Here is a 24482-nt window from a genome sequence, read left to right on the forward strand (position 1 = left end):
CACAAGATTTTTTGTGGCACAGGCATCTTGCCTGTGACGGGCTAGAAGCCCACCCCACAAGATTTTTTGTGGCACAGGCATCTTGCCTGTGACAAATATCAACACCTTTCTCCTACCTCACCTTAAAAATCTTCTGCGCCGCACTTTCAGACACCGGCATCACCGACAAGCGATTACCTTTCCTCACCACCAAAATCTCATCAGCAGTAAACTTTGCTTTCAGTTCATCCAAAGATATTAACTTAGTAAACTCTTCAACAAACTCAACTTTCACAGTCTGCCACCGAGGCGCATCAAGCTGCGATTTAGCATCATAATACTCGCTATTCACATCAAACTGAGTCGGGTCAGCAATCCCAGTTTCAACCACGCGCGCCAACCCAACAATGCCCGGAATTTTAGTATTAGAATGGTAAAAAAATACTAAATCACCCAAACTCATTTGCCGCATAAAATTGCGCGCTTGATAGTTACGAACGCCATCCCAAATCGAAAATTTGTCACGCCGCAAGTCCGCAATACTATAAACATCCGGTTCCGACTTCATCAGCCAATAATTCATACAATCCCTTCGCTTTGGTTAGCCAAAGATTGTTGAATATTGTCTAAACACTGCTGCATAGCTTTTTGCATAAAAACCTGAACCAACAACAACCCAACCGGATAAAATACCGGAGAAGTCAGCATAAAGTAAAACTCCCAATCAATCCGAGTCCCCTTTTCTGTAGTAGTAAACTTCCAATCTCCGCCACCAGACTCAATCAGTAGAGAAATCGGAAACTTAAACCCTCTAACCAATCGGTAAGTTTGTCTTTCTGGCTTTTTGAAAGTAATTATTTCTTCATCAATCACCGATCCATCGTAATGTTTTATCTGACGCACACCGCCTTCACGCATTTCTCCACCATCAGCCATTTCAGCTTTAATAATTGCTGGAATTAAACCAAATCCGCGAAATGATTTTGGCACATTCGATAGTGATGCCACAAAATCAAAGACTACTTCCGGTGATGCAGGAATTTCTACTAAGGCGTTGGTTTTAACTAACATTTAATCCTCAAATTTTTGGCATTAACTAAGTGCAGATTTCTAATTGTATAGCGGTTCTCACAAAGATGAGGTACGTTGTTGGGCTTTAGCCCTTCTTGGTTTAAACTGTCAAGTGTCAACTGTCAACTGTGAAAGGTGCGTCGCTGTGAGATTTTTCACTTTTTCGAGCAGATGATTCATGGTGACGCACCCTACGTTATTAACTTTTTAACTGTCAACTGTCAACTGCTATAAAATATCTTTCCGTTTCTGCAACCACAGAGTCAACATCAAATATACGAAAATATGCACGCACAAAATCCCCCAATTTAAACTCAGATTGTGCCACGTCGGATCGTAAACAGGAGTAGGCTCAAACGGCTGAGGAAGTGTACTCCCGTCCGGCAAAGTCGTAGGCGCGGGAACCATCGCGTTTACATTAACTAAAGAGCCGTAAGCGCCCACAGACCAACGACTTAACATCAACCAAGAAAACTTGCTCGCCACACCTTCCATCCTAAACAAAACTCCCGAGAAAATAATCTGAGGTAGCAATATTAGAGGTAAAGCACTGTTAGCTTGAGAGCCATTTTTGACGATCGCCGAAACCAGCAATCCGAGACTGATGCAGCTCATTAAAGTTAGAAAAGTGGTAATAGCTGCTCCCACCGGCCAGGAAATCAAACTCGGTTCGGGGGATTTGAAAGCAATCAGAATCACTCCTACCATCAACAGCGTTTGCAATACTGCTAACCCCGAAAGGATAAAAAACTTTGAGCCCAAATAAGCAAACAATCCTAAATTTACCAAACGTTCGCGCAAATAAATAGCAGATTCCTTGACAATTTCTTGCAGGGAAGTTGCCAATCCTACCCAAATAGCCGCGCAGGTAAATACAAACAAAACTCGCATCGCTAAAGGTGCTAAAGTTGGCTCCGGCGCACCAATTAACGGGTCTTTATCCCTGACGGCAAGTCGCAGCAAACTAATCCCGATGGGAGCAGTTAATAGAGCTAAACTTAAGTTAACTAAGTCGCGGGAAATAAGCTGAAAATAGCGCTGGGCTAGCAAAACAAGTTGTTTGATAAAAGATACAGATTTGGGCTTGGGAGGTGCAGCGGGCGTTTTTCCACTAGCGTTGCCGGTGCTGAAGTGGTTAACAATATAGCGCTGATAGTAGGGAGATTTTAGAAATTTTTCTGCCCAACTTTGAACGTTAGTTTCTGACGTTTCTAATTCGTTGTAAATATCGGCAAAATCCCCAGTTTTGACATCGAAAAAATCGAGGGCTTCCGTGGGCGGGCCGAAGTAACAAAGCCGTCCGCCGCGGCCCATAAACACAATGCGATCGCACATCGTGATATTTGCCGTCGCGTGAGTCACCAGAATCACCGTCCGGCCTTGACTTGCCAACTTTCGCAACAGTTGCATCATCTTCTTGTCCAAACCCGGATCGAGCCCCGAAGTCGGTTCGTCCAAAAAGAAAAGTTTCGGATCTGCTAACAGTTCAACTCCGATGCTAACCCGTTTGCGCTGTCCGCCGCTAAGTTCTTTGACAACAGCAGTGCGGCGGTGAGTCATTTCAATATCTTCTAAAGTTTTGGTGACTACTTCCTTAACATCTGTATCGGGAGGTAAGCGTAATTTAGCGGCATAACTCAACACTTCTTCTACTGTCAAATCTGCGTGAATAATATCATCTTGAGGCACGTAACCAATTTGATTGCGATAAATATTGAAGTTTTGGCGCAGGTTGTCGCCGTTGAGAAACACAGCGCCTTGAGTAGTTTTCTCGATGCCTAAAAGCGTCCGCATTAAAGTAGATTTACCCGCGCCGCTACCGCCGACTAAAGCCACAAACTGCCCAGGTTCGATCGCCAAAGTGATACGATCCAAGCGCTTGGGAATCACCAGACTGTCAGCATCCAGGCGAATTTGACTGCCTCGGTCTTGCACCTCTAACGTATGATTGCGGTAAGTTAGAGTAAACGGGCCGATCCGAATCGCATCTCCCTCGGCCAACTGTACAGAATTCGTGATGCGCTGGCCGTTGACAAAAACGCCATTAACACTGTGATCGCGTAAAATATAATTGCCGCGACTGTCAGCGTCAATTGTCGCGTGTCGCCTCGAAACCAGTGGCGCATCTAATTGTAGCGAAGCATTTGGATCGCGGCCCAACAAAACCGATCGATTGCTGAGGGGAATTGACTGTTTGCTGGGGGGAAAGATTTGACTCGCCAGGGGATTAAAATAAGTCACCAAAACTTGATTTTTGGGATCGAGACCGATTTTAATTTCTGTACCGTTTTTGAGACAATAACCGTCGTTGGGAGTGATGCGAGTGCGATCGACAAATAAGCCATTAGTGCTCGGCTGCTGGCCGTCACCGTCGTAAATCCAGTAATTTTGGCCAATTTGGCGCAACACAGCGTGAACCCCGGAAACTGCGCGCCAGGGTTCGGGAACAACCAAATCAGCACGAGTGCGATCGCGCCCCAGTACGTGCTGCGGCTGTTTTAACTCTAACTGTATGCTTTGATCTTGACTCGTTAATACTAAATAAGGGCGATCGCTGACAGCAGTCGGTTGTCCTATATTACCTATCATATTTAAATCGCCTTTTTTGCATTCACTTTTGTCAGCATATCAAAAGTAAGGCAACAATCCACTTATTTATTTGCGAACTAATGCAAAATGTCTATACTATCGTCTTCCGCGCGCGTTACATCTATATTACTTATTCCCTATTCCCTATTCATTCTTTCCTCTTCATTTTGTCAACCGTCAACTGACAGGGCGCATCTGGGTTTTGAAGAGGGCGAAGCATGACCGCATATAAGTTATTAGTGATAATCTCATATTTTCTGCGGTCATGCTTCGCCCCTACACACGTATTTGGCAAACTCAAATGCACACAACTGACAACTGACAACTGTCAACTGACAACCGACAAACTTCGCAGCCGATTAATAGCCGCCGCCAATTCAAAGCGGCGAAACATCGCAAAATCCCCCTCAGGAAAAGAGGATAAAATATCCATCCCCTGCGCGTCAATATCTGCCATCACCAAATCGATAATTTCCGACAAAGTGCGCTTCCCGTCTATGTAGTGACCCTTTGCATAAACCATTGCCGAGGCGATCGCCCGCAACTGTCCCCTGTCCACAATTTGCTCGACAGCGCCCAAATCAATCTCCTCAGTTCCGAAAGCCAATTCATCCACATCCCGCACCTTCACCCGCACATCTCGCCGTCCCCGACTCGGATCTAAACTAGCAGGAACCGGGACTCTGTGAGTAATATCACCAAAACTTTCTCCCCCTTCAGCAGCGCGACTGGTCGAGTAAATACTTGCTATTTCTTTAGCTTTTTCCGTCACATTATATGCTGCAAAATTATCCATGGAAATCACAGTATCCGCCACATCAAAATAATCGCCGCTTCCGCCCATGACTAAAATCGTCGATACGCCATAATCTGCGTACAACTGTTTCACTTTATCGATAAACGGCGTAATCGGTTCCTTATCCTTAGCAATCAGGGCCTGCATTCTGCGATCGCGAATCATAAAATTAGTCGCCGCCGTATCCTCATCCACCAACAAAACAGGTACTAAATCCCCTTCACAAGAGGCGGCTTGCATCCCTGTCGCAAAAGATTGAGATTCTTCCCTCTTCCTTCTTCCCTCTTCCTTCTTCCTTCTTCCTTCTTCCTTCTTCCTTCTCCCAACTTCCAAAGCCTCAATAATATTAGCAGCTTGCGACGTACTGCCGCTCGCATTTGCAGTAGAAAATTGTACAGTATCTCTACCTTGCGGCAAATGATTAATAAAAGGAGAAATATCCACCGACGCCACACTTCTGCCATCTTCCGCCCGAATTTTCACCGCCGCCGGACTTGTCACCACAAATTCCCTACCATCACCCGGAATTCGGTTATAAACTCCCAACTCAATCGCCCTGAGTAAAGTTGATTTGCCGTGATAGCCACCGCCCACAATCAAACTAATCCCAGCGGGAATTCCCATACCGGAAATCAAACCGCGATTCGGACAATTAAACTCAACCTTTAACGACGACGGCGACACAAAAGCCACAGCATCATTTAACAGAGGACGGTTGTCAACACCGCTGCGGCGGGGTAAAATAGAACCGTCAGCAACAAACGCAACTAATCCGTTTTCAGCTAACTGCTGCCGCAGCCAATCAGCATCTTCTACCGTTTCAACATGAAGGCGACATTCCGCAGCATTTAAGCTAGAATATTTCAGAGATTGGCTGACAATTCGCGGGATATCTTCGCACAGCATTTCAGCAGCTTGTCGCCCTAAAATACTGCGCCCGCCCGCCGGAAGTCCGACGGAAAATCGGATTTCAACTCCTCCTAAATCTCCGAGATCTGATGCAGTTGAGTCTAGGATAAATGCCGAAGTTCGTTCTAAAACTTCTTGTCTGAAGCGAGTCACTGCGATCGTACCGCTTTTACCGCTGCCGCGCTTGCTGCTGATGCTATATGCTGCTTTGTCAAACTGGCGAGTTAGGTAATCTCGCAGGGCTATTTCTCGACTGCGAGATTGGAAAAGTTCGCGGGGAATTCGAGCAATGTTTGGCGGAACTTTGACTCTAAATTTACTGGGAGATGCAAAGGGATCTCCCTGGACATAATCAATTATTAATGTGAATTCTGAAAAATCATATCTACCTTGAATGTCTTTGTACGCTTTGTAGCTTCGATTGTCTAGTTGCAGTAAATGCTGTCGCAGATTGTCTTTGTTAGTCATTTCTTGTAAGGAAGAAGGAAGAAGGAAGAAGGAAGAAGGAAGAGGGAAGAAGGAAGAAGGAAAGAACACCTTACATAATTACCAATTACCAATTACCAATTACCAATTACCAATTACCAATTACCAATTACCAATTACCAATTACCAATTACCAATTACCAATTACCAATTACCACCCATTACCAATTACCAATTACCAATTACCCATTACCCATTACCCATTACCCATTACCGAATTTCCAATAATTTAGCAGTAGCATTAACCACAATTTGAGCAGAACCGATGAAAAAAGGTCGATCGATATTTGCGAGTGTATCGGTAGACTGGTGGTAGTGGGGCGATCGCAAATTTGCAGTATCCGTCACCAACACAGCACCAACTCCTTTATACCAGAAAGGCGCGTGGTCACTACGCAAAACATCGGGAGTCAGCAGCCCTTTCAGAGGAACCGGCAACGTCATCACCGGTGGTAAATCAGCTTGTGGCGACTCCGCAAAAGTACCCAACAGCAGCGGATGTTCCGCATCCCCAATCACAGCAATAAACTCGCCCTTATCGGGAGAAGTCACCCCCGCTGCATCTAGAAAAGGTTGCGGTTTCAATCCTTCGGGATATCGCTGACATCCAGCCGTGCGGCAGGCATAACCGATCATATCCAGGACGATCGCACCCTGCAAATTTTTTAACCGCGCCGGGCTACCCGCGAATGCTAAACTACCTAAAAGTCCGATTTCTTCCCGGTCAAAAAATGCCACTTGCAATGTCCGAGGCGTAGGACGAGAACCCAGCAATCTTGCTACTTCTAAAACTGCCGCAACTCCTGTTGCATTGTCGTCAGCCCCAGGAGATTGTGGTACAGTATCGTAGTGTGCTGCAATTAAAATTGCACCAGCGTTTGAGTCAGTACCTTTTCTCTCGGCGAAAACGTTGATTCCGCGATCGAACTCCTGCAATTTTGGTGAAAAACCGAAGGTTTTCAGTTGTTGGGAAATGTAGTCTCTCGTAAAAGAGCGAGCTCGTTCTCCCTCGCGTTCCCCTGCTAAAGTTTCGACGTGTTTCCACAACCGGGACGAGTCAACTTGCGGCTGACTGACTGCATTTTTTTCAGCAGGAGACTGGCTTTGGAAAGTGTGGATAGTGCGATCGATCGAAACTTCCGGTACAGCCGTTTTCGGCTGCAACGAGTCAGAGCCCCAACCCACAACTGCCACCGCAACCAGAATAAATAGCGCTATCGAAATCAATTGTTTCATCAGTAAGTCTATTTTATATTTTAGGCTATTATGTTTGTGATTTTACTTGACACCATCCTTTAAAATAACCCTGTTTCCAAAAATGAAACTCAAAGTTCTTAACATTTTTTCTAGTAGCGCTATCCTCAAAGATCGTATTGTATAACTAGCTCTTAGGTACGTAGTTGCGCTTCAGCGCTCTTTTCTTTTATTATATATGAAAGAGCGCTTTCATCGCAACTACGTACCTGTTTCAATGTAGCCGTTGCGTAATTCCTGTTACTTGCTTCAGAAAATTCACGACGAACTCAAATACTAATTTACATTCGTAACTCACAACTCAAAACTACTTTTTCTCCCACTCTATCTCCTTATTTCCCAATATCAACCCGCTGCTGCTACCCACAGCATAAGGAATAGTTTTTGCGGAAAACTCAACAATTTGAGTTGGTTGTTGAAACCACTCCGAGTAACTGGGATTTAGTTGGTCGTACAGTGCTTTTAAAGCTTGGATTTCTGCCTCTAGCTGCGCTGCTGCTTGATTAATTTTGCGAGCTTGTGCTTGCAGGCGCTTTTCCCCGGTTTGAACGTGGTTTTCTACTTCTTTCCAGTGCTCTCCCGCCAGCAATTTATCTAGTTCACCTTGTTTGTAATTGAGTAAAGCCTGTTTTGCTTCCAGTTGCTTTTCAATAATTTTAGTCTCTCGGTCAATTTCCTGGATTTGCTGCAACCACTGCTCCCCAAAAGCAGCATTTTGCTGGTGGAACTCGGCAAGGGCCTCAGGAGTATTATTCTTGGGAAAACTGACTGTCACTCGGCACTCTGAGCGCTGTAGGCAAAGTTTTTCCCGCGTCTCTTGCAGAGTGGCAACTTCTGCTTGCAGCGCGCGGACTTCTGTTTGGAGTTCTGGGATCGTCTGACTCATTGGTTCAATTCGTGGATCTCTGCATCGATCTTAAGCTAATTGTTTATTTTTCTAACAAATCTCCGCCGCCTATGAGCGGGAATTTTCTAATTTTAGCGCGATCCCAGCCGATGTCTAGGCATAATGGCGGATAGTTTGTGGCACAATGGCCGATGACAGATCTTAAATTAAGATTAAAATTATAATTAGTTACAAAGATAAATTCTTATTTTTGAACTCTTCAATTTACTAAAGCAACATAAATTTAGGTGCTATTCTTTCTGTAATTCCTCAACATATGCTCAAAGTATTTAGATTTCTTGAGACAGGAAGACATCTTTTTAAAATCAGGAACTGGAGCAAATGAAAATTACGTATCAATTGATTTTGGTATCTTTGACTGCTGCTATTTTTGGTGTGGAATGTAGCATTAATTCAATAAAATTGTCGGCAAGTATAGGGGATATAACCGACAATCGCAGTGTGGAAGCAATTTTGCTGGAGCCTGAGAAACTTAGCTCTTTGGGAGCGTCATCTCGCCCCACTACTTCGGCAACCGCCGACTTATTTGTAGATAATTTATCCCAAAGAGAAGCTGTACATTTACCAAGCGACAACTTTATACATTCTCCGCAAAATTCCGAAAATAAACGTAGTTTTGGTCGGGAAACAATCTGTTCTTTTTTGGCTTTTATTTCTATAGTAATCTCGTTATTAATCAGGACGAACACAGCAACTATCTTATCTAAGACGAGCGGGAAATCTCACTCTGAAACAGAGAAAGAAAAGCTACCAGAAGCAAAAAAAGTGTTGCGTCAAAAAAAAGAACAAGATATCGGGGATACTATTGCCAAAATGACCCAAGATTTGCAGCAAACTGCGGAATACGCCCTCGATATTTGCGAGGAAATGAGCGTCTCGATCGTTGCTACAACTCCCGGCGGTCATATCCTGTCGTCTAACCAAGCTACCTGTCAACTTTTAGGATACTCTAAAAAAGAGTTGTTAGGCAAACAAATAGCTGGACTTTTCAAACAAACTGAATCACCGGCAGCCGGATTAGAATCAGCAACATTAACAGCCCAAGGTTCTGTCCGCAACGTCGAAAAAGTCTACCTTTCCAAACAGGGTAAAAAAATAATTGTACTGCTTTCAATTTCAACTATTCGCGACGGCAAAGGTGAAGTGAGCGGCAAGTTGTATGTAGCACAAGATATTACCGATAGCAAGCGGGCTGAAAGAGATTTGCGGCGCAGTGAAAAAAAGTTTCGGCAACTGGTAGAAACTGTTAATGCTGCTGCATTTATCTATCAGCGCCGACAGTTGCGCTATGTCAATTCTCAGACAGAAGCTTTAACTGGATATACTCGCGAAGAATTGCTAGGATTGGATTTATACGATTTTATTCATCCAGATTTTCGATCGACAGTTAAACAATGGGGTAAATCCCGCCAGCCGCGAGACAGTGCAGGCTCAAAATATGAAGTGAGAATTATCACGAAAACTGGAGAAACTCGCTGGATTGAAGCCACTGTTGATATTATCAAATTTGAGAGAAAAGCGTCAATATTAGTCACTGCTTTTGACATTAGCCATCGCAAATTAGCAGAGTTAGAACTAGAAACATCTCTTTCTTTGCTTCAAGCAACCATTGAATCTACTGCTGACGGAATTCTGGCGGTGGACGGTAGCGGAAAAGTTGTCAGCTTTAACCGCAAGTTTGCTCAAATGTGGCAGTTGCCAGATTTTCTGCTAGATTCGAGAGATAGCAACCAAATTTTGGGGTTCGGAATCAGCCAGTTAAGATACCCGGAAATCTTTCTCAACCGTGCTAAAGAATTGTCCGATATCCCCGCAGCAGAAAGTTTCGATGTCATCGAGTTTCAAGATGGCAGAATTGTCGAACGCTACTCGCTACCGCAGCATACTGGAGGCAAAATTACTGGTCGAGTGTTCAGCTTTCGGGATGTAACGGAACGCTGGCAATCTGAAGAAAAACTCCGCAAAAGTGAAGAACGCTTTCACCTGCTGACGCGGGCAACAAATGATGCAGTTTGGGATTTTAATGTGTCAAGAAATGAGTATTGGTTGAGCGAAGAGTTTGAAAAAGTTTTTGGATACAAACTCAACGAAACTCAGACGATAGATTTAGAATCATGGTGGCTGAATGTTCATGCCGAAGAACGGGAAAGAGTGAAGTCTAGCTTCAACGAAACAATGAACTCAGACGCTCAATGTTGGTCGGAGGAATACAGCTTTCGCCGCGCAGATGGGGGATATGTTTTTGTGCTCGATCGCGGTTACATTATCCGGAATGCTAGCGGTGAAGCAGTGCGGGCGATTGGCACTATGATGGATATCACTCAGCGCAGGCAAGCTGAAGAAATTATTCGCTATCAAGCTGTTTATGACCAACTCACAGGTTTACCGAACCGGATACTGTTTAACGATCGCCTGTTGGCTTCATTAAAACAAGCTAAAAAAAATGAAAAAATGCTCGCTGTGATGTTTTTAGACTTGGACAGGTTCAAAAAGATTAATGATACGCTAGGTCACGCTGCGGGCGATCGCCTGTTAGAGGGTTTTGCCGGACGCATCAGCGACACTTTGCGATCGACGGATACGGTAGCCCGCTGGGGAGGCGATGAATTTACTGTACTGCTTCCCGAAATCAATTGCTTAGAAGATGCGATTAAAACAGCTCAAAGAATACTCGACAATTTAAAACCAGCATTTAAACTAGAACAACAGGCGTTTCACATCAGTAGCAGCATCGGCATTGCCCTTTATCCCAACGACGGTGAAGATGCCGAAACTTTAGTCAAAAATGCCGATGCCGCTTTGTACCGCGCTAAGGAAAGGGGAAGAAATAATTATCAATTATACACTGCAACACTTAATCCCGAAGGCAGCCAGTTGCTAAATATAGAAAACAGGTTGCACGAGGCTCTAGAACAGGGAGAATTTGAGATTTTTTACCAGCCAAAAGTCAACATCACTACTTGGAAAATCCAGGGTATGGAAGCCCTGCTGCGCTGGAAACATCCAGAATTAGGTTTAGTTTCTCCGGCGACATTTATTCCGATCGCCGAAGAGAACGGATTAATTGTCCCTATTGGCGAATGGGTGCTGCAAACTGCCTGCACTCAAAATAAAGCTTGGCAGGATGCTTTGCAACCAGATTTGCGGGTAGCGGTCAACTTTTCGGCGCGGCAGTTTCAGCAATTTAATTTAGTGCAAATGGTGGCGAATTGTTTGGAAAGAACTGGTTTAGCACCGAAGTATTTGGAGTTAGAAATCACCGAGACTACAGCTATGCAAGATGTGGATTATACCACAAAAGTTTTGAGGGAGTTGCAGGCTATGGGAGTGCAGATTGCGCTGGACGATTTCGGTACGGGTTATTGTTCTCTAAATTATCTCAAAAAGTTTCCGTTGAATATCTTGAAAATAGACAAATCTTTTGTCAGCGAACTGACGACTGATCCGTGCGAACGGGCGATCGCAAATGCTGTAGCAACTCTGGGGCGAGATTTGAACTTGAGCGTGGTGGCTGAGGGAGTAGAAACTAAAGAGCAGTTGGATTGTTTGCGATCGCTCCACTGTCACGAAATTCAGGGTCATTATTTTAGCAAGGCGCTCTCGGCTGGGGATGCGAGCAAACTTTTGGTAAATTGTCTGTTGAGGAAAGTGAAAATTGCTTAATTGGTCATTGGTCATTCGATCGGGTGCTGACGCTGCTTTAGGTACGTAGTTGCGCTTCAGCGCTCTTTACGTAAATATAAATAAGAGCGCCCAAGCGCAACTACGTACCTTGAATGTGAGAGTAAAGAGCGATCGGGATTTGTATAAATATCAAGAAAGAGCGCCCAAGCGCAACTACGTACCTTGAATGCGAGAGTTGCTTCTAGGGATTTGTATAAATATAAATAAGAGCGCTGAAGCGCAACTACGTACCTTGAATGCGAGAGTTGCTTCTCGGACAGGAGTCAAGAGCGATCGGCATACCGCAGTTCACAGCTTAGCTGGGCTAGGGAAGCGCTAATGCTGTGTCGTTGCAGATGACCGATCGACCTTGCGATCGATCGCCCGCACGACTTAAAACTTAAAATAGTGTGCAGAATAACGGACTTGTGCCAAAAGACAGACGAAAATATCGCTACCCCAACATAAACGCTTTGTCTATGCAGCCAATTCGCACATTTAACGTTTCCCCGTCTCTGCCGGCAATTCTCGAACCCCTACGCAAGCTTGCCTACAACTTGCACTGGGACTGGAACGTTGATACCAAAGACCTTTTCCGCCGGCTCGATCGAGATCTCTGGGATTCCAGCAATCAAAACCCGGTGCTGATGCTCGGAACCATTTCTCAAGAGCGACTGCAAGAAATGGCAGAAGATGAAGGCTTCATTGCTCAAATGAACCGAGCAGCCCAGCAGCTAGACGATTATCTCAAAAATCGGGCCTGGTACCGCAAACAGCGCGGCACCGATCGCCAGGAATGCTACGCTTACTTTTCGATGGAATTCGGCTTAGTTAAAGCCCTACCCATCTATTCCGGCGGTTTGGGCGTGCTCGCAGGCGACCACCTCAAATCTGCTAGCGACTTGGGCTTGCCCTTGGCTGGCGTAGGCTTGCTGTATCAAGAAGGCTATTTTTCGCAATATCTCAACGCCGATGGCTGGCAGCAAGAACGCTATCCGCTGAACGATTTCTACAATATGCCGCTGCACCTAGAACGCAATCCCGATGGTTCGGAATTGCGGATTGAGGTGGACTATCCCGGCCGCAAGGTATACGCCCGGATTTGGCGGGTACAGGTGGGCACGGTGCCTCTGTACCTAATGGATACAAATATTGAACCTAACAGCCGCTACGACCAAGATATTACCGACCAACTGTACGGCGGTGACAAAACTCTGCGGATGCACCAAGAAATCATGTTGGGCATCGGCGGAGTGAAAATGCTCAAGGCTTTGGGCTTGACAGTTACGGCTTATCACATGAATGAAGGCCACGCGGCTTTCATGGCTTTGGAACGCATACGGATGCTGATGGAGGAACATCACCTGAGTTTCTTGGAAGCGGAACAGGTGGTGATTTCGAGCAGTATGTTTACGACTCACACGCCTGTACCTGCTGGCTTTGACTTGTTTGAGCCGGATATGGTGATGCACTATCTGGGTCAGTATCCCAAGATGTTTGGCTTGTCGCAAAATGAGTTCCTGGGATTGGGCCGGGAGGATACGAAAGATTTGTCCGGGCCTCTGAATATGGCAATTTTGGCAATTAAAATGTCGAGTTTTGTCAACGGGGTGGCAGCTTTGCACGGTGTCGTGTCGCGCCCGATGTTCCAAGGGTTATGGCCGGGTTTGCCTGAGGAAGAGGTGCCGATTACTTCGATTACCAACGGGGTTCACGCTCGCAGTTGTGTGGCGAAGTCTACTCAGGAGTTGTACGATCGCTATCTTGGCCCGGATTGGGAAATGACTCGCAAGGACGATCGACTCTGGGATCGGATGTCGTCGATTCCTGATGAGGAATTGTGGCGGAATCACGAACGCTGTCGATCGGAGTTGGTGGTGTTTGCGCGGGAGTGGCTGCAAAAGACTCTGCGCGAGCGCGGGGCGGCTCAAACGGAAATTGAACACGCTCGGGAAGCTCTCGATCCGAAGGTGCTGACGATCGGGTTTGCACGCCGTTTTGCTACTTACAAGCGGGCGACGCTGTTTTTGCGCGATGTCGATCGCATTATGCGGATCATGCGTGACAAAAACCGCCCCGTGCAGTTTGTGATTGCTGGGAAAGCTCACCCGATGGATATTCCGGGTAAGGAATTGATTCGGGATATCGTTCATTTCATCCGCGAGCACGAAACTATCAGTTCGATGGTGTTTCTGCCGAATTACGACATTAACGTGGCTCGGATGATGGTGTCCGGTTGCGATGTGTGGCTGAATACGCCGCGCCGTCCCCGTGAGGCTTCTGGTACTTCCGGGATGAAAGCTTCGATGAATGGTTTGCCAAACCTCAGCATTCTTGACGGTTGGTGGGATGAGGCGGATTATGTTCGCACTGGTTGGCCGATCGGACATGGCGAGTTTTACGAAGATACTAAGTATCAGGATGAAGTCGAGGCGAATGCTTTGTACGACTTGATGGAAAAGGAAGTTGTACCGCTGTTTTACAACCGGGATGCTGATGGTATTCCCCGCGGTTGGACGGCGAAAATGAAGGATTCTATTGCTTTGAACTGTCCTTTCTTCAATACGGCTCGGATGGTGAAGGATTACGCGCGGCGGGCTTATTTCCCCGTGAGCGATCGCTATCACACGATGACTTCTGACGGATGCGCTCCGGCTAAGGAGTTGTCTCAGTGGAAGAAGCACCTTCTCGGGAAGTGGCACGACATTAAGATTGAGGCTGTTGATATTTCCCAGGATAAGGAAGTTAAGGTCAATCAGTCGATCGCTGTTAAATCTCGAATCAATCTGATGGGATTGACACCTGCGGACGTACAAGTCGAACTTTATCAAGGTTCGGTTGATGCTAACGGCGAGATTGTTGGTGGCGTGCCAATGGTAATGGAGTATTTGGGAGAAGATCCTCACAATGCTAGCCTTTATACGGCTGACATTACTTATACTTCTAGCGGTTTGCAAGGTTTGTCGCTGCGGGTTTTGCCGAAGCACGATAATCTCAGCAGTCCTTATGAAGTTGGTGTGATTCTCTGGGCACATTAAACAGTTGACAGTTGACAGTTGACAGTTGACATTTGTGATGGTCAATGCGCGATTGTGCTATTTTTCGGGAGCATCTCAGTTTTGCATTTACAGTGCGAGCTGTCGCGAGTTCGCGACAGCTCGCACTACCATAAAAAATGCTTCTTGCAAAACTGAGATACTCCCTCAGGTTCGTAGTGAGGACTTTAGTCCGCAGGGAGCATCTCTGTTTTGCATTTAATAGTGCGAGCTTAAGAGCTCGCGTATTATACGATACGCGAGCTCTTAAGCTCGCACTATAAGAAAAAATGCTTTTTACAAAAATGAGATGCTCCCTATTCTTATTGAAGTTGGGGAATGACTATGTAGCCGGTTGCGCGATCGCCCAAAACCAAATTCCGCTCGATTCCCCAGTACCACCAGTGAGCGCCGATATAAGCGCACAGCAAGGCATCTAGCTTGTCTTCCAAGGCTTTAAGGGTAGCGATACTGGTGGGGATATCGCTCACAGGCAAGATGCCTATGCCACAGTTCACAGGCAAGATGTCTGTGCCACAAGACAGATTGAGACTTGGTTCAAGGCTCGGTAAAATATCGATAATATACTGGCAGAGTTTCATCAATTCTAATTGACGCTCTGCCAGTTTTCCTTTTTTGTATTTGATGATTCTATCTAATTTAAATAAGTTGATTGTGGCTGGATGGGGAAAGACTTCTATTTGATATCTGCCTAGTTTCTTAGCTTCAATAGTTGGTGAGTGGACAAATCCTCGGGCTTCTAAACAAAGGCCAAATTCGACTGTTTTTTGGGCGAAGGGGCGAGAAAGATTGGCGGGATAGCAGCCTGCGTGGTAGCGCCCGAAGTGTTTGTGGGTGAGTTTGTCAGCGTCGCGCATTCCCGTTGGATTGGTGATGATTGTGGGAGCGTCTACGGCGATGATGGCTGGTTCGGTTGGGGAGATTTGGCGATCGATCCAGGTGAGGATGTCGTTGAGGGATTGTTGGCGATCGCACTCGATGAATTGCAATCGATTGTTTTCCCAATTCAAACAGCACAAACCGCTTGCTCCTGAACTCCAACCTAAGTCTATGCCGATAAATTTCATACTTGTTTAAATTAGTCCTGGACGCGCGCTGAGATTAGAAACCCGGTTTCCTCGTATATTTCTCGTTCCTGTCCGCAAAATCTCGTAGAAACCGGGTTTCTTACCCCCATGTGTCAGCCGTGATAATTATACATAAAAATCTAGCTGCGGATTAGGATACGGCAGTGCCGCTTTCCTACAGATGCTTGTGTGCGAGAGATAATTGCACCATCAAAAATATGATACAATGATAGATATAAAATTGGATAGGAGAAATATAGTATGTTGGCAGAAACAGAAAAACGCTACTATACTCCAGAGGAATATTTAGCTTTAGACGAAGCTGCGGAATACAAAAGCGAATATCTAGATGGAGAAATATTACCGATGACTGGTGGAACAGCTAATCACAATAAAATTGCGCTGAATTTTTGCCGCATATTTCCCTTGACTGTAAGCGGGCAAAATTACGAGATTTTTATCAATGATATGCGGTTGTGGATACCGCGTTATCGTCTGTACACTTATCCAGATGTGATGGTGATTCAGGGTGAACCGGTTTATCAGGGAACTAACACCACGACTGTGACAAATCCCTTGCTAATTGTTGAGGTTTTGTCGAAATCTACTAAAGATTATGACAGAGGGGAGAAGTTTCTTTATTATCGATCGATTCCTGAACTTCGGGAATATATTTTAATTGACCAATACAAATATCATGTCGAACAATTGACTAAGACTGCTGATGATAAATGGCTATTTACTGAGTATGAGTCAGAAGATTCTGTATTAGCAATGGACTCGGTTGAGTTCCAAATTAGCTTGACGGATATTTACGATCGCATAAATTTTGAAGTCGCAGCAGAATAGACTTGTTGCACAATCGTTTTGCAGCAAGGACTTCAGCCATCGATCTGCTGAATTCGGGCGATCGCACAAACTGCACTTAATTTTTCTCCGGCTTTTCATCGGATGGCGGGGGCTGTTTTTGTTTTTGACGTTCTCTCACAGCTTGTTCTAAAAGGAATGCTGATAAGCCGCTGATTGAGCGCCGTTCTTCATCTGCCCACTCTTGGAGTAGGTCGTAAATTCCTTCTGCTATTGAGGTTGATACACGTTTAGCCATTAGAAATTCAGTATTTTTTTATTTAGGGCGATCGTCATTGTCGAGTATTTTAGACGATTCTGTCGAATATGCAGCATTATGCTGCTTTTGCACAGCACTATGCGCCCGATCGCGCATGAATCAGCAATAAAAAACTTCAGTCCTCAGTTTGTTTGAGAGAGCGATCGATCGCCCAAACTCAACTTAACTCTTCTCCTGCTTCTCATCCGATGGCGGGGGCTGTTGTTTCATTTCCTTTTGACGTTCTCTGGCTGCTTGCTCCAAAATGAATGCTGACAAGCTGCTGACTGAACGGCGTTCTTGACTTGCCCACTCTTCAAGGATGTCATAGATTCCATCGGCTAAATAGGTCGCTAAGCGTTTGGTCATAAGATATTCACTATTTTTTAGTTTAAACCGATCGCAATTGTGCTGTATCTAGACCACTTTGTCGAATATAGCTCATTTAAAGCATTTATATGTGCTATATCCATGCTATAATCTCAACAAGTCAAAAGCCAGCGTCATCCCTAGGAAAGTTCGTCGCTGGCTTATGGCCCCTAATAAACAAGGAGGCAATCTCTATGGTACGACCTGAAAGCGACGAGAGTGAATATACTCGCGGCTATCAACAAGCTTTGGATGACTTTAGCGTGACGCAACTGCTGTCGCGCATCCGCTGCTACTCTGATGACGATTTTGATGCCGATCGCGCGTGTATGACTCAGCCAGAGCTCGAAAGCTTGGCGGTGTTTCTGATTCTGCGCGTCGGGGCGAATTTGAACGGAAGTGCGTAGGCGCAAGCCGGGGCGTAGCCATCGCCCGTTATCTCAACTCTCTCAGAAAAGCCAATTCTCCGACAATTGCCGATCGTCCCGCGATCGAACTCAACTTAAATTCGCGAGGGAAAACACCGGAAGAGTCAAAGGAGGGCGATCGCAATTATTGGGCGATCGTCCGAATTTTACCGAATGCTCAACATTATACGATCGCGCGTTTTGTCAACCGCCAAGATGCGGACGATCGGCGGAGGGCTTTGTGTCGGTTTATTCCGGGGGGTGTGTTTGAAGTTGTGATGTGCGATCGGGCTTAATCAATAAATACAGTTGAAGAGCGATCGGCTATCATAATACCTAGATACTGTAAAAAACGATGGCTGCCAAAGACCGATTTCATGATGCTGTTAAACAAGCTCTCTTGAAGGAGCAGTGGGTAATTACGGCAGATCCGCTGATCCTCAAGATAGATAAGGTGAAGTTTGAGATTGATTTAGCAGCAGAAAAAGTCTTTGCCGCTGAAAAAGCTGGACAAAAGATTGCAGTTGAAATCAAAAGTTTTTTGAATCCATCAGCGGTGACAGACTTTCATTCAGCGTTGGGACAGTTTTTGAACTACCGCTTAGGATTGCAAATGAACGAACCAGATAGAACTCTGTATCTGGCAATTCCTCTCGATATATTTGAATCCTTTTTTCAAGAAAGATTCACTCAGGAAGCCGTCAGACAGTATCAAGTGAAGTTAATCGTCTACGAACCAGTTCAGGAGGTAATCATTGAATGGAAAGAATAGAGGAGTACCGCCAATTTATCCGCCAGTTGCTAACCACTCATGCCACAGTCGATCCAAATTCAGAATTGGATGTTGAATGTCAGTTGGTGTTCGATACAGAACAAGATCATTACCAAATTTTAGACGTTGGCTGGGAGGGATACAAGCGGATTTATAACTGTTTCATTCACTTAGATATCAAGGATGGTAAAATCTGGATTCAACGCAATATGACAGAAGCCGATTTAGGACAAGAATTAGTTGAGATGGGAGTACCCAAAGAGGATATTATTTTAGGGTTGCATCCACCGTACAAGCGTCCATATACTGGCTATGGAGTTGCTTAGGCAATCGCAGCGTCTATTTTTCACCTCGTTTTTCCAACGGACTGTCTTAAGTTAACCGTATTGGTTGAAATCGAAATAATCAATGTCTGACACACTCTAAAAGTTAATTTAACTGTCTAACCATTAGCATCGAGACTATTTTGGCATCCAATCAACCAGCCCCGACTTTATTTAGACGGTTTAGAAGGTTCGGGACTTATAATTAACAATTGATCGCCGGATTGACTTTGTTGAATTGCCATCACTGGCGGGCGTGCTTTAGGGTCTTTTTGCTGTTCTGTTGTTAAAGCCGGAAACAGATAAATCCAGTTTCCTCTCTCCAAAAGCAACCGCCAAACTCTAGGTTCTTTGGGATTATTGATATCAGTATAATCTCTTTTGCTCAAATCTGCAAATAGACCTGCATCGCCGATCGCCTTAAATCCTTTGGGGGCTAATCGGCAACGGCGGGTAAAGATGAATTTTCCCCCGCATCGCCTCGGGCATCGGCAATACCTTGGTAGCGAGCAGACCAAAACAACATTACTAATACCAAACTAACGATAATAATTTCGTTAACCAGCGATCGTACCAATTTAATCGAGTTAAATCGATTGATATTAAATTGCTGCCAAGACATCAGTGGGTGATAAAACCACGAAATTCTTGTTACACGAGCCGACGAAGAAAACCTTATAATTGTCCAATTGACTATAGCAGAAATTTTTCTATTTACAATATCAAATACCCACAAAGTGTGGTAAATTGCTAGAGCTGTTAGCAGAAGTGCGAGTAAACTTTTGAGTATCGTCCAGGGGTCAGCTAAAAAAACCTGAATCGGTACTATGAAAAACGATTCTACTGGTAAATCAAGGGTCATTACCTCTAGCTGAAAGTAGTAAAAATAAGACCAGCGATAAATCCAGCCTGTGAAAAACAAAGCTGTACCAAGCAAGCCAACAATACTGGCAAAGTTACCTAAAATATTCGGTTCTGGAGTCAGCGGGGAAGTCGGTTGGGGAGTAGGTTGAGGAGTCGGTTGGGGATTCGGCTGGGGATTCGGGGGATTCGGGGGAGTAGGTTGGGGAGTAGGTTGAGGAGTAGGTTGAGGAGTAGGTTGAGGAGTAGGTTGGGGAGAAGCGGTCACACAATCACCTTCACAAAATGGCGTTGCTTAATCAGGGTATGAAAAAAATAAGTTAAAAATCCCCAAGCTTTGTCGATACTGGTTTCTATGACTGGCATATTTAGCCTTTCATACCGTACGGAGTTAACGCTTACCATTGAAGGGGGTTTAGGGAGATTATGAAACGCAACACACTTTCATTTCTAGTTGTAGGATTTTTTACAGTAATAGCGGGTATAGCAGCACAAGTCAATGCGGCCAGCCAACCACAGAATTTGCTATCCATACAAGCACAAGCTAATGCTAGCCAGGCCGTACCCTTAAGATTACGGACGCAAGCCCAAATTGTGATGAAAGGAGGTGAAACAAGAGACGGTCGAGTTGTAAAAATCGATCGGAAAGGGCAAAAATTATGGATACAAGCATCCGGGGAACAGCGATCGCTCCCGCTGAGCCAAATTGAGAACATCATATTTCCTAAAAGTACGCCACCACCTAAGAGTAATCGGGAGCGTCGTTATCGTCATGGGATTTTGCCTCAAGCCGAAGCCATATGGAATAACATTCCCATGAGTGCTTTTGAGCTGAAAAATGCTGCTAAAGGTGAAGCTGTGGTGCAACTGAGTTCGCCTGTCGTCAATAGCGCGCAACTAAAATACATTTTGAACGTACCGAAAAACAAGCGATTTTTCGTCGATGAAATGCGATTTAATGTGCAGAAAAAGACTATGACAATTGTAGTGACTCCTTATTGAGTCCGTCGGGGGTCAGAAACCGGGTTTTTTACGAAAATATTTCGTTGTAGCCCGCAGATTCGATAAAAACCCGGTTTCTTTCGGTAGGAGTGCGTCCAGTTTTAGCTTGGGCTGAGGAACGAAACCCAACTTGTTCGATTTAGAGAGTTGGGTTTCGCGAAGCTCAAAATTTGGGCATGGACGAAAATACACTGCTGTTTGCTGACAGCCAATTCAATATTCGCGATGCCGCCTTATTAGGATTGCAAAACACCAGACTCCTCACCTTAAGCGCGTGTCAAACTGCTATGCAAGCAAATTCTAACGGTGAAGAAATATCGGGAGTTGCCTATGTATTTGAGCGTGCGGGTGCACGAGCTGTGATGGCGAGTTTGTGGAGTGTTGATGATGCAGCTACTAAAGATTTGATGGTTCAGTTTTATCAAAATATTAATAAGGGGATGAGTAAAAATGATGCTTTGCGGCAAGCTAAGTTGAGTCAGATTAGTCGCCATCCGTTTTATTGGTCGCCGTTTATTTTAATTGGCGATGCGCGGTAGTTGAAATTCGGCGGTGGTTGAAATTGGGTTGAAACTCGGCGGTTGAAATCCGGCGGTTGGAAACCGCATCTACAGAAACAAAACCCGACGAAAGCGGGTTGAAGAGTTGACAGTTAAATTACATTATCTTCAGTCCGCTTGGCATGGACATCGTATAAAATCTTATATAGCCTTTCTCAAAAAGATGGATGATGTATAACTGACAGCTTACATAACCCTTAAACTAAGAGGGCTAAAGCCCAACAACGTACCTCATCTTTCTGATAACCGTTATATTTGGCATCCAAAAAATGCGATCGCACAACGAATCGCCCAAACCGGCCCAACTAAATTTATACGCGCAAGACGGCAAATACAACACAACGTATACGGTTTGCCACAATGCCCGAATCGATCGCACGCCCTACATTAGGAAGAGTAAAGAAAAGCAGTCCAAAGCTGTAGCAGTACAAGCCTCACCGATGCAACCGTCCCCCAACAGGTTCGGTAAATACACCTTCATCGCAAGGTCTAACCGCCCGCAGTATAGAGATAAGCACCCTATCGAAGACTGTTGTATTAAAGCAGAGCTGACTACCCGTAAACCGCGAAGTAGAATCGCAGTTCTGAATAACCAGACTATCACACAGATAGAAAACCAAAATTTTGTAGAGATTGGAGCCGGAACACCCCTATGGGAAAAGTAGTTGGAATTGACTTAGGTACGACAAACTCCTGCGTCGCAGTTATGGAAGGCGGCAAACCCACCGTCATAGCCAACGCCGAAGGGGGTCGCACCACACCTTCCGTAGTAGCATATGCTAAAAATGGCGATCAACTCGTCGGACAAATCGCCAAGCGTCAAGCCGTGATGAACGCCGAAAACACCTTTTACTCAGTAAAACGGTTTATCGGGCGTCGGGTTGACGAAGTAACCCACGAAACCACAGAAGTTTCCTACAAAGTCCTGAAAGTCGGCAACAGCCTCAAACTCGACTGTCCCGCCCGCGGCAAGCAATTTGCTCCCGAAGAAATTTCCGCGCAAGTGTTGCGTAAACTCGTAGAAGATGCCAGCAAATACCTCGGCGAAACTGTTACCCAAGCGGTAATTACAGTACCCGCTTACTTCAACGATTCCCAGCGCCAAGCTACTAAAGACGCGGGAAAAATTGCCGGTATTGAAGTTCTGCGGATTATTAACGAACCTACAGCAGCCGCTTTAGCCTACGGATTAGATAAAAAGAGCAACGAAACCATCCTCGTATTTGACTTGGGCGGCGGTACTTTCGACGTATCAATTCTCGAAGTCGGCGACGGCGTATTTGAAGTGCTAGCAACTTCTGGAGACACTCACCTCGGTGGTGACGACTTCGACAAAAAAATTGTTGATTTCATCGCCGGAGAATTCCAAAGAGCCGAAGGAATTGACCTCCGCAAAGATAAACAAGCACTGCAACGCCTGACGGAAGCAGCCGAAAAAGCCAAGATTGAACTTTCGAGCGTTACCCAAGCAGAAATCAACTTGCCGTTTATTACCGCAACTCAAGACGGCCCAAAACACTTGGACACCACCTTGACGCGGGCCAAGTTTGAAGAACTTTGTTCAGATTTGATCGATCGCTCTCGCATTCCCGTAGAAAACGCGATTCGCGATGCCAAATTAGACAAATCTGCAATTAATGAAGTTGTCTTAGTTGGTGGTTCTACACGCATTCCAGCCGTGCAAGAACTGGTCAAAAAAATCCTCGGCAAAGACCCGAACCAAACGGTAAACCCGGATGAAGTGGTAGCAGTCGGTGCAGCAATTCAAGCAGGCGTGCTCGCAGGCGAAGTCAAAGACATCCTGTTGCTCGACGTTACCCCGCTGTCTCTCGGCGTCGAAACCTTGGGCGGCGTGATGACCAAAATCATTCCCCGCAACACCACTATTCCTACCAAGAAGTCGGAAACTTTCTCGACTGCTGTAGATGGCCAAACAAACGTGGAAATTCACGTTTTGCAAGGCGAACGGGAAATGGCAAACGATAACAAAGATTTGGGAACTTTCCGTTTAGATGGAGTTCCCCCAGCTCCCCGTGGCGTACCTCAAATTGAAGTTACATTTGATATCGATGCTAACGGTATTTTGAATGTAGCTGCTAAGGATAAAGGTACTGGTAAGGAACAATCTATCAGCATTACCGGTGCTTCTACTTTGCCTAGCAATGAAGTCGATCGCATGGTTCGGGAAGCCGAATCGAATGCGGCTGCTGACAAAGAACGTCGCGAACGGATCGATCGCAAAAACCAAGCCGATTCTCAAGCCTACCAAATCGAGAAGCAGTTGGCAGAATTGGGCGATAAAGTTCCTGCTGATGACAAAACCAAGATTGAAGGCTTGCTAAAAGACTTGCGGGCTGCGATCGAAAGTGAAGATGACGATCGTATCAAAACCTTAACAACAGAGTTGCAGCAAGCATTCTACGCAGTCAGCAGCAACCTTTACCAGCAAGCAGGCGGCCCCACTGACGGCCCTGGTGGCCCTGGAGACGGCGGCCCGACTGGCGGCGGCGACGACGTGATTGACGCCGACTTCACCGAAGGCAACAAATAGTAGGCTAATACCAATTTTTTATGAGGCTGCATAGAATTCGATCCCCCCTAGCCCCCCTTAATAAGGGGGGGACAAGATTATTCTCAAAGTCCCCCTTCTTAAGGGGGATTTAGGGGGATCGAGAACTGTGCAACGACCCGTTAAATCGGTATAAACTAAAAGCCCGCAGTTAGAAGTAGGAAACCCGGTTTTGAAGAGAAGCCGGGTTTCTCTGTATGATTAAAGTTAACACCTTCATGATTCCGCGATTGAAATCGCTTCTACAAAAACGAAGTCCGCCTCCGCGGACTAAGAAATAAAGTCAGGAGTAATCTAAATGTCTCGTTCTCCTATACAAAATTCATCCGCAAACACTCCCAACAAATCTCAGGCTGCATCCTTGCGCCGACTCCGCCGCATCAGTCATTTACTAGACAATGCAATTCCGATTCCCGGCACAAAATACCGCATCGGACTCGATCCAATATTAGGATTGATACCGGGTGGCGGCGATTTAGTTGGTTCAATTTTTGCAGGTTATGTTGTTTTCAAATCCGCTCAAATGGGAGTGCCACAAGAGACTTTAGTAAAGATGGCGGCTAACATCGTATTTGATACAGTTGCTGGCACTGTACCAGTTGCCGGAGACTTGTTAGATGTTGCTTGGAAAGCTAATATCAAAAATATCGAATTGCTGGATGCTCATTTAGGTTCGCCTGAACCGGCTGGAAAAAAAGCTGATTGGTTGTTTGTGGTGGCTTTGCTGTTGGGTTTGA

23 protein-coding genes are annotated in these 24482 nt (G+C 45.4%); 12 read left to right on the forward strand and 11 right to left on the reverse strand.

Translation table 11 applies throughout. The features are described 5' to 3' along the window. Positions 1-112: 112 nt before the first annotated feature. The 4 genes from JGK20_RS26070 to JGK20_RS26085 all read right to left on the reverse strand — a co-directional run bounded on the left by JGK20_RS26070 (position 113) and on the right by JGK20_RS26085 (position 5812). Positions 113-562, reverse strand: coding sequence for an EVE domain-containing protein (locus JGK20_RS26070; protein ID WP_293186734.1), 450 nt, complete (start codon positions 560-562; stop codon positions 113-115). Continuing rightward, on the reverse strand, positions 559-1050 hold the full coding sequence (locus JGK20_RS26075) for an SRPBCC family protein (RefSeq protein ID WP_293186733.1): 492 nt from the start codon (positions 1048-1050) through the stop codon (positions 559-561). Before JGK20_RS26075 ends, JGK20_RS26070 begins: the two co-directional genes overlap by 4 nt. A 228-nt stretch (positions 1051-1278) precedes the next feature. Then, entirely contained in the window at positions 1279-3639 is a 2361-nt protein-coding gene (locus tag JGK20_RS26080; RefSeq protein WP_293232635.1) for an FHA domain-containing protein, read from the reverse strand. 328 nt (positions 3640-3967) lie between these two features. Then, the gene (locus tag JGK20_RS26085; RefSeq protein ID WP_293232637.1) at positions 3968-5812 is read right to left on the reverse strand and encodes an ABC-ATPase domain-containing protein; all 1845 of its coding nucleotides are present in this window, start codon (positions 5810-5812) and stop codon (positions 3968-3970) included. Between JGK20_RS26085 and JGK20_RS26090 the strand changes: the two genes are divergently transcribed. Further along, positions 5802-6086: a hypothetical protein gene (locus JGK20_RS26090; protein ID WP_293232639.1), complete on the forward strand. Its 285-nt coding sequence runs from the start codon at positions 5802-5804 to the stop codon at positions 6084-6086. The two genes, JGK20_RS26085 and JGK20_RS26090, sit on opposite strands and share 11 nt — an antisense overlap. Here the strand turns inward: JGK20_RS26090 and JGK20_RS26095 are convergent. After that, a complete protein-coding gene (locus JGK20_RS26095; protein ID WP_293186729.1) occupies positions 6041-7066 on the reverse strand; it encodes a M20/M25/M40 family metallo-hydrolase in 1026 nt (341 codons plus the stop codon). The genes JGK20_RS26090 and JGK20_RS26095 overlap by 46 nt on opposite strands. Before the next feature lie 325 nt (positions 7067-7391). Further along, the gene (locus JGK20_RS26100; protein WP_293186728.1) at positions 7392-7970 is read right to left on the reverse strand and encodes a hypothetical protein; all 579 of its coding nucleotides are present in this window, start codon (positions 7968-7970) and stop codon (positions 7392-7394) included. Positions 7971-8312: 342 nt separating this feature from the next. Here JGK20_RS26100 and JGK20_RS26105 point away from each other — a divergent pair, with 342 nt between their 5' ends. Together JGK20_RS26105 and glgP are read left to right on the forward strand one after the other, a co-directional pair. Further along, on the forward strand, positions 8313-11654 hold the full coding sequence (locus JGK20_RS26105; protein ID WP_293232641.1) for an EAL domain-containing protein: 3342 nt from the start codon (positions 8313-8315) through the stop codon (positions 11652-11654). 479 nt (positions 11655-12133) lie between these two features. Beyond that, complete coding sequence (gene glgP / locus JGK20_RS26110; protein WP_293232655.1) at positions 12134-14692, forward strand: alpha-glucan family phosphorylase; 2559 nt, start codon at positions 12134-12136, stop codon at positions 14690-14692. A 320-nt stretch (positions 14693-15012) separates the two neighbouring features. Here the strand turns inward: glgP and JGK20_RS26115 are convergent, their stop codons facing one another. Further along, the gene (locus JGK20_RS26115) at positions 15013-15777 is read right to left on the reverse strand and encodes a DUF429 domain-containing protein (protein WP_293198434.1); all 765 of its coding nucleotides are present in this window, start codon (positions 15775-15777) and stop codon (positions 15013-15015) included. A 261-nt stretch (positions 15778-16038) separates the two neighbouring features. Between JGK20_RS26115 and JGK20_RS26120 the strand changes: the two genes are divergently transcribed. Then, entirely contained in the window at positions 16039-16626 is a 588-nt protein-coding gene (locus tag JGK20_RS26120; RefSeq protein ID WP_293182098.1) for a Uma2 family endonuclease, read from the forward strand. A 76-nt stretch (positions 16627-16702) separates the two neighbouring features. Here the strand turns inward: JGK20_RS26120 and JGK20_RS26125 are convergent, their stop codons facing one another. Beyond that, positions 16703-16882 (reverse strand): hypothetical protein, encoded by a 180-nt coding sequence (locus tag JGK20_RS26125; protein WP_293182100.1) that lies wholly within the window; start codon positions 16880-16882, stop codon positions 16703-16705. 183 nt (positions 16883-17065) lie between these two features. After that, positions 17066-17251 carry a hypothetical protein gene (locus JGK20_RS26130; RefSeq protein ID WP_293182102.1) on the reverse strand — a complete coding sequence of 62 codons (186 nt, stop codon included), beginning with the start codon at positions 17249-17251 and terminating at the stop codon, positions 17066-17068. A 194-nt stretch (positions 17252-17445) separates the two neighbouring features. Here JGK20_RS26130 and JGK20_RS26135 point away from each other — a divergent pair, with 194 nt between their 5' ends. Genes JGK20_RS26135 through JGK20_RS26150 form a run of 4 tightly spaced genes read left to right on the forward strand, consistent with a single transcriptional unit; the run spans position 17446 to position 18756 of the window. Continuing rightward, complete coding sequence (locus JGK20_RS26135; RefSeq protein WP_293232643.1) at positions 17446-17658, forward strand: hypothetical protein; 213 nt, start codon at positions 17446-17448, stop codon at positions 17656-17658. Further along, positions 17577-17954: a hypothetical protein gene (locus tag JGK20_RS26140; protein WP_293232645.1), complete on the forward strand. Its 378-nt coding sequence runs from the start codon at positions 17577-17579 to the stop codon at positions 17952-17954. The genes JGK20_RS26135 and JGK20_RS26140 overlap by 82 nt, the downstream gene beginning before the upstream one ends. 59 nt (positions 17955-18013) lie before the next feature. After that, positions 18014-18430: a XisH family protein gene (locus JGK20_RS26145; RefSeq protein WP_293182106.1), complete on the forward strand. Its 417-nt coding sequence runs from the start codon at positions 18014-18016 to the stop codon at positions 18428-18430. Continuing rightward, a complete protein-coding gene (locus JGK20_RS26150; protein WP_293182108.1) occupies positions 18418-18756 on the forward strand; it encodes a XisI protein in 339 nt (112 codons plus the stop codon). The genes JGK20_RS26145 and JGK20_RS26150 overlap by 13 nt, the downstream gene beginning before the upstream one ends. 167 nt (positions 18757-18923) lie before the next feature. Here JGK20_RS26150 and JGK20_RS26155 read toward each other — a convergent pair whose 3' ends face one another. Further along, positions 18924-19142: a hypothetical protein gene (locus tag JGK20_RS26155; RefSeq protein WP_293232647.1), complete on the reverse strand. Its 219-nt coding sequence runs from the start codon at positions 19140-19142 to the stop codon at positions 18924-18926. A 47-nt stretch (positions 19143-19189) separates the two neighbouring features. Then, a complete protein-coding gene (locus JGK20_RS26160) occupies positions 19190-19882 on the reverse strand; it encodes a hypothetical protein (RefSeq protein ID WP_293232649.1) in 693 nt (230 codons plus the stop codon). A gap of 158 nt (positions 19883-20040) precedes the next feature. Here JGK20_RS26160 and JGK20_RS26165 point away from each other — a divergent pair, with 158 nt between their 5' ends. The 4 genes from JGK20_RS26165 to JGK20_RS26180 form a co-directional block, all read left to right on the forward strand. Continuing rightward, positions 20041-20616 carry a hypothetical protein gene (locus tag JGK20_RS26165; RefSeq protein ID WP_293232651.1) on the forward strand — a complete coding sequence of 192 codons (576 nt, stop codon included), beginning with the start codon at positions 20041-20043 and terminating at the stop codon, positions 20614-20616. A 176-nt stretch (positions 20617-20792) separates the two neighbouring features. Next, positions 20793-21155: a CHAT domain-containing protein gene (locus tag JGK20_RS26170; protein ID WP_293182116.1), complete on the forward strand. Its 363-nt coding sequence runs from the start codon at positions 20793-20795 to the stop codon at positions 21153-21155. Between the two features lie 673 nt (positions 21156-21828). Next, complete coding sequence (dnaK, locus tag JGK20_RS26175; RefSeq protein ID WP_293198439.1) at positions 21829-23727, forward strand: molecular chaperone DnaK; 1899 nt, start codon at positions 21829-21831, stop codon at positions 23725-23727. Between the two features lie 316 nt (positions 23728-24043). Further along, positions 24044-24482, forward strand: a 439-nt coding sequence (locus JGK20_RS26180; RefSeq protein ID WP_293232653.1) for a DUF4112 domain-containing protein, incomplete at its 3' end; no start/stop codon positions are given.

Source organism: Microcoleus sp. PH2017_05_CCC_O_A (assembly GCF_020738785.1).
Lineage (GTDB): Bacteria > Cyanobacteriota > Cyanobacteriia > Cyanobacteriales > Microcoleaceae > Microcoleus.